The 400-nt window shown below is 40.2% G+C and carries 1 protein-coding gene; it reads right to left on the bottom strand.

The features are described from left to right. Positions 1-400: pneumococcal-type histidine triad protein (locus HMPREF2795_RS07495; RefSeq protein WP_261675810.1), on the bottom strand; the 400-nt coding region annotated here is incomplete at both ends.

Here is a 400-nt window from a genome sequence, read left to right as displayed (position 1 = left end):
TAAAGAAATAGTGGGCATGATCTCCATGTGAAACCACAAAACCTTGCTCATCCTCACTAATCACTCGCTCAGCTGCAAATCCATGATCATGTTCATCCTCATGATGCTCGTGTTTCGCTTCATTCTCTTTAGGAGTGTTTTGATTATCTTTTGGAACTTCTGTTTGGCTATGCCCATGTAAATGTTCTTGCGCTGCCTTTATCTGCTCTGCTGACAAATCTTTTTTAAAGAAATAATGTGCATGATCTCCATGTGAAACTACAAAACCTTGCTCATCTTCTCTAATCACACGCTCAGCTGCAAAGCCATGATCATGTTCTTCTCCATGATGCTCATGTTTCACTTCATTCTCTTTAGGAGTGTTAGGATTATCTTTTGGAACTTCTGTTTGGCTATGCCC

The sequence above is a fragment of the Streptococcus sp. HMSC056C01 genome, assembly GCF_001811305.1.
Classification (GTDB): domain Bacteria; phylum Bacillota; class Bacilli; order Lactobacillales; family Streptococcaceae; genus Streptococcus.
Note: the sequence above shows the minus strand (reverse complement) of the source record. Positions and strands in the feature narration are given on the sequence as shown.